6 protein-coding genes are annotated in these 5,734 nt (G+C 57.0%); 2 read left to right on the top strand and 4 right to left on the bottom strand.

Going from position 1 to position 5,734, the window contains the following annotated elements:
• The 4 genes from EKA13_RS27945 to EKA13_RS25605 form a co-directional block, all read right to left on the bottom strand.
• Positions 1-107 (bottom strand): NAD(P)(+) transhydrogenase (Re/Si-specific) subunit beta (locus tag EKA13_RS27945; RefSeq protein WP_176717411.1); only part of this gene is annotated, 107 nt, incomplete at its 3' end.
• A gap of 2 nt (positions 108-109) precedes the next feature.
• Entirely contained in the window at positions 110-427 is a 318-nt protein-coding gene (locus tag EKA13_RS25615) for an NAD(P) transhydrogenase subunit alpha part 2 (protein ID WP_042127705.1), read from the bottom strand.
• Positions 428-438: 11 nt separating this feature from the next.
• Positions 439-1,560, bottom strand: a complete 1,122-nt coding sequence (locus tag EKA13_RS25610; protein ID WP_065761870.1) for a Re/Si-specific NAD(P)(+) transhydrogenase subunit alpha — start codon at positions 1,558-1,560, stop codon at positions 439-441.
• 416 nt (positions 1,561-1,976) lie between these two features.
• Entirely contained in the window at positions 1,977-2,894 is a 918-nt protein-coding gene (locus EKA13_RS25605; RefSeq protein WP_065761869.1) for a LysR family transcriptional regulator, read from the bottom strand.
• 159 nt (positions 2,895-3,053) lie between these two features.
• Between EKA13_RS25605 and EKA13_RS25600 the strand changes: the two genes are divergently transcribed.
• Positions 3,054-4,235, top strand: a complete 1,182-nt coding sequence (locus EKA13_RS25600; protein WP_065761868.1) for an acyl-CoA dehydrogenase — start codon at positions 3,054-3,056, stop codon at positions 4,233-4,235.
• Between the two features lie 14 nt (positions 4,236-4,249).
• Positions 4,250-5,470: a CaiB/BaiF CoA transferase family protein gene (locus EKA13_RS25595; RefSeq protein ID WP_065761867.1), complete on the top strand. Its 1,221-nt coding sequence runs from the start codon at positions 4,250-4,252 to the stop codon at positions 5,468-5,470.
• Positions 5,471-5,734: the final 264 nt, after the last annotated feature.

The raw sequence follows: 5,734 nt of genomic DNA, 5'->3' as shown, positions 1-5,734 counted from the left end.
AACAGATTACCGCGGCGCGACGTGGTCGGGTGCGACAGGCCTTTGAGGGCCTGGATGAAACATACCGAGGCGACAAGGTAGAGAAGTGTTACCAGGTTCATGCTCATGTTTACTTCTGCCCCTCTGCCTTCGCTGCTTTCTTCTTGAACATCTCCAGCATGCGCCGGGTGACCAGGAAACCGCCGAACACGTTGACCGCTGCCAGGGCGACCGCGAGGGTACCCATGATCTTGCCCAGCGGGGTTACCGTCAGGGCTGCGGCGAGCATTGCGCCAACGATGACGATGGCGGAAATGGCGTTGGTAACCGCCATCAATGGGGTATGCAGCGCCGGGGTGACGTTCCAGACCACGTGGTAACCGACATAGATGGCCAGCACGAAGATGATCAGGTTGTAGACGCCATGGGAAATCAGCATGTCTTCCATTGTCGTGCTCCTTATCCGTTCTTGCGGATGACCTGACCGTCGCGGCACATCAGGCACGCGGCGACAATGTCGTCTTCGAGGTTGATCGTGAACTGGCCATCCTTGTCGAACAGCAGTTTCATGAAGTCCAGCAGGTTGCGTGCATAAAGCGCCGAGGCATCGGCGCCGACCATTGCTGGCAGGTTGGTTGGCCCGACGATAGTCACACCGTTTTCAATAACCACTTGATCGGCAACCGTAAGCGGGCAGTTACCGCCTTGAGCTGCCGCCAAGTCGATGACCACCGATCCCGGCTTCATCTGCGCAACGGTTTCGGCGCTGAGCAGCGTGGGTGCCTTACGGCCGGGGATCAGTGCGGTGGTGATGACGATATCGGCTTGTTTGGCGCGCTCATGCACGGCCAGTGCCTGGCGTTGCATCCAGCTCGCCGGCATTGGTCGGGCATAGCCGCCAACGCCTTCGGCGCATTCGCGCTCCTCGTCGGTTTCATACGGCACATCAATGAACTTGGCGCCGAGCGATTCGATCTGCTCTTTAACGGCAGGCCGTACATCCGAAGCCTCAATCACCGCACCCAGGCGTTTGGCTGTGGCGATTGCCTGCAGCCCGGCCACACCTGCGCCGAGAATCAGCACGCGTGCGGCTTTTACCGTACCGGCAGCGGTCATCAGCATCGGCATGAAGCGAGGGTAATAGTGCGCTGCCAGCAGGACAGCCTTGTAACCGGCGATGTTGGCCTGTGACGACAACACATCCAGGCTTTGCGCACGGGAAGTGCGCGGGGCCGCCTCCAGGGCAAAGGCTGTAATGCCGCACTCGGCCATCTTGGCGATGACATCGTTGTTGAAGGGATTGAGCATACCCAACAGCACGGAACCGCTCTTGATCTGACCCAGTTCACTATCGTTGGGCGCCACAACTTTCAGAATCAGTTGTGCGCCAAACGCATCGGAAGCGCTGCCAATAGTGGCGCCTGCTGCTTCGTAGGCACTGTCCGGTACGCTGGCGTTAACCCCAGCGCCGCTTTGAACGGTGACCTGGTGACCCTGGCCAATCAGTTTTTTGATGGTTTCCGGGGTTGCAGCGACGCGTGTCTCGCCCGTCTGCGTTTCGAGAGGAACACCAATGTGCACGTCAATTTCTCCTGCGTGATCTTTTGTTAGTAAACCAGTGCACTACGGATGGTGCGTCTGGGGCGGCCGATCAGCACGATCCCGCGTGAATTCAGGCGGGGCTGGGCATTTTGCTGGCGATCCTGAATCGCTTCAACAGATTTTGAAGGGTGACGATAAACAAACTACAAGTCACCCTGTGACCGTATGTCGCAACAATCGGCCTTCAGCCCGTCAGCCTTGGGCTTCAGGGAGATTACGGCAAAATTTGAAAATTTTCCGTTGAAATCACTGTACGAGAGAAAATGCACCCTATTTATAGCGTCAAAGCCACGTAAACAGCAGGGTTAGGGGGTGTTGATGAGGGTGTTGGCAGGTTTTAACTAATTGCGACATTTACGTATATTTGTAGGTGTTCAGAATATTGCACTACGTAGTTAATTTCGAACACTCTCGCTGTGGCTGGCGATGTAGTTGCGGGCTTGTTCTACCAGCCAGTCGCGGAAGGCGCGCAGTGACGCAGACTCCACTTTGCGCTCGGGAATCATCAGGTAATAGGCCTTGATGCTCGACAGTGCATGGGGGTTGGCGATAACCAGGCGCCCTTCTGCCAGCTCGCGCTGAATCAGAAATGGCGGTATCAGTGCTATGCCCATTTCATGTATCGCAGCCTGGGCAAGCATCGAGAATAGCTCATAGCGTGGCCCCGTCATGTCGCGAGCAACATTCATGTTCAGGCTGTCAAACCACTGTCGCCAAGCATATGGTCGGGTGGTTTGCTGCAGCAGAGGCAGGCTGGCGATGGTCTTCGCCGTGAGCTGTTGCTGGGCGCCGAGCAGTGCCGGGCTGCATACCGGGACCGGGTTCTCGCCCATCAGGCGGTGGAACTGTGTACCTGGCCAGTCGGCATCGCCGAAATAGATCGCCGCGTCGAAATGCGTATCGGCGAACAGAAAAGGCCGCGTGCGGTTGGTCAAGTTGACGGTGACTTCTGGATGGCGGTGCTGGAACTCCTTCAGGCGAGGCAGCAACCACTGGGTGCCAAAGGTTGGCACCACGGCCAGTTCAATGACATTGGCCCCCTGTTGGCCCATGACCGACAACGTGTCGCGCTCTACGGCATCCAACTGTGTCGCTACCCGACGGCTATAGGAAAGCCCTGCTTCGGTCAGTTTTACCCCGCGGCGTGAACGGCGAAACAGTTCGACATTGAGGAAGTCTTCCAGCCCCGCTATCTGTCGACAGACGGCACCCTGCGTCAGGGACAGCTCTTGGGCCGCCTTTGTAAAGCTCTCGTGGCGCGCGGCTGCTTCAAAGCAAACCAGGGCCGTGGTGCTGGGTATCTTGCGCCTCATATACGTTGATCTCACTAATAGAACGCAGGAATGGGCTTTTTTCCATTACGGAGTGAAAAATTATCACAAGTTTATGCGCAATCCTCGTTTGTCCCTCTGGGCTTTCCGGCCTAGGATCAAAGGACAAAAAACCTGAACCCATTTCTTGAGGATTCGCCCATGGCTGGCAAAGCAAGCTTCAACTGGATCGACCCCCTGTTGCTCGATCAGCAGCTCACTGAAGAAGAGCGCATGGTGCGTGACAGTGCTTTCCAGTTTGCTCAGGACAAGTTGGCACCGCGTGTACTGGAAGCCTTTCGTCACGAACAGACGGATCCTGCGATCTTCCGTGAGATGGGAGAAATCGGCCTGCTCGGTGCGACCATTCCTGAGCAGTACGGTGGTAGTGGCCTCAACTACGTGTGCTACGGCTTGATCGCCCGTGAAGTGGAGCGAATCGACTCCGGCTATCGTTCGATGATGAGTGTGCAGTCGTCACTGGTGATGGTGCCGATCAACGAGTTTGGTACTGAAGCCCAGAAGCAGAAGTACCTGCCCAAGCTGGCCAGTGGTGAATGGATTGGTTGTTTTGGCCTGACTGAGCCCAACTATGGCTCTGACCCAGGCTCGATGATCACCCGTGCCCGCAAGGTCGAGGGTGGCTACAGCCTGACTGGCAGCAAGATGTGGATCACCAACAGCCCTATCGCTGATGTGTTTGTGGTTTGGGCCAAGGATGATGCCGGTGATATCCGAGGCTTCGTCCTGGAAAAAGGCTGGAAAGGCCTGAGTGCGCCGGCCATTCACGGTAAGGTGGGTCTGCGCGCGTCGATCACTGGCGAGATCGTGATGGACAATGTGTTCGTTCCCGAAGAGAACATCTTCCCCGACGTGCGTGGCCTGAAGGGCCCCTTCACCTGCTTGAACTCTGCGCGTTATGGGATCTCTTGGGGTGCGCTGGGGGCCGCTGAAGCCTGCTGGCACACCGCGCGGCAATATACCCTCGACCGTCAGCAGTTCGGTCGTCCGCTGGCTGCAAACCAGCTGATCCAGAAAAAACTGGCCGACATGCAGACCGAGATCACCCTCGCCTTGCAAGGTTGCCTGCGTCTGGGGCGGATGAAGGATGAAGGTACTGCTGCGGTTGAGATTACCTCGATCATGAAGCGTAACTCCTGCGGCAAGGCCTTGGACATCGCCCGTATGGCGCGCGACATGCTGGGCGGCAATGGCATCTCCGACGAGTTCGGTGTTGCGCGGCATCTGGTCAACCTTGAAGTGGTCAACACCTATGAAGGGACCCATGACGTGCATGCATTGATCCTTGGGCGTGCGCAAACCGGCATTCAGGCGTTCTACTAATAGGGAGCCAGACCATGGGCGCGCTATCTCATCTGCGGGTGCTGGATCTGTCGCGAGTATTGGCTGGGCCGTGGTCTGGGCAAATCCTTGCGGACCTGGGTGCCGAGGTGATCAAGGTGGAGCGCCCTGGTGTGGGTGATGACACCCGCGCCTGGGGGCCGCCCTACCTCAAGGATGCACGGGGTGAGAATACCAGTGAGGCAGCCTATTACCTGTCTGCCAACCGCAACAAGCGCTCGCTGACCATAGACTTCACTCAGGCTGAAGGTCAGCGCTTGGTGCGTGAACTGGCAGCCAAATCGGACATTCTCATCGAGAACTTCAAGGTGGGCGGGCTGGCGTCTTATGGCCTCGACTATGAAAGCCTGAAGGCGATCAATCCTAACCTTGTCTACTGTTCTATTACTGGCTTCGGTCAAACCGGCCCTTACGCCAAGCGTGCGGGTTACGACTTCATGATTCAGGGGTTGGGTGGGCTCATGAGTCTGACCGGCCGCCCTGAAGGTGACGAAGGGGCTGGTCCGATGAAGGTTGGGGTCGCCCTCACCGACATCCTTACCGGGCTTTACTCGACTGTTGCGATACTAGCCGCCCTCGCCCACCGTGAGCACGGTGGCGGTGGGCAGCGCATTGATATGGCGTTGCTCGACGTACAGGTCGCCTGCCTGGCCAATCAGGCAATGAATTACCTGACTACTGGGGTGGCGCCCCGTCGGCTGGGTAATGCGCATCCGAATATCGTGCCTTATCAGGACTTCCCCACGGCGGATGGCGACTTCATCCTTACGGTTGGTAATGATGGTCAGTTTCGCAAGTTCGCTGAAGTGGCTGGGCAGCCTCAGTGGGCGGATGACCCACGATTTGCGACTAACAAGCAAAGAGTGGCGAATCGCGCCGAGTTGATTCCTTTGATTCGTCAAGTAACGGTATTCAAGACCACAGCCGAATGGATCAGCTTGCTGGAGCAGGCCAGTGTTCCTTGTGGGCCAATCAATGACCTGGCAAAGATGTTCGAGGACCCTCAGGTGAAGGCCCGTGGCCTTGCCATTGAATTGGCCCACCCCTTGGCTGGGCGTGTGCCGCAAGTGGCGAGCCCTATTCGGCTGTCGGAGACGCCAGTCGAGTATCGCAATGCGCCGCCATTGCTGGGTGAGCATACTGATCAGATTCTCTCTGAGGTATTGGCGTTGACAGCGGATGAGATCCAGCGCTTGCGCACTGCTGGCGTGTTGTAGTGTTTGCGCCCTTCTATATAGAGGGGCGTTTTGGGTTGTTTTGAGAAAGGTTGGAATTAACCCTTGACGCCCCGTTTCATCTCTCTATAATGCGCACCTCTTCCGGCGCAGTCGAAACGGAAAACTCCTTGTTAATCAATGAGTTAGATGTTTAAGGATGGTGCTGGAAGTGCTTCGGTCGAATAGATCGGCAGCGGTGAAAAAGGTGGTTGACAGCGAGTTGAAACGCTGTAGAATTCGCCTCCCGCTAACGAGAGATCGAAG

It is taken from the genome of Pseudomonas defluvii (genome assembly GCF_001695625.1).
GTDB classification, from domain to species: Bacteria; Pseudomonadota; Gammaproteobacteria; order Pseudomonadales; family Pseudomonadaceae; genus Aquipseudomonas; species Aquipseudomonas defluvii.
This window is presented reverse-complemented; position numbering and strand designations above follow the sequence as displayed.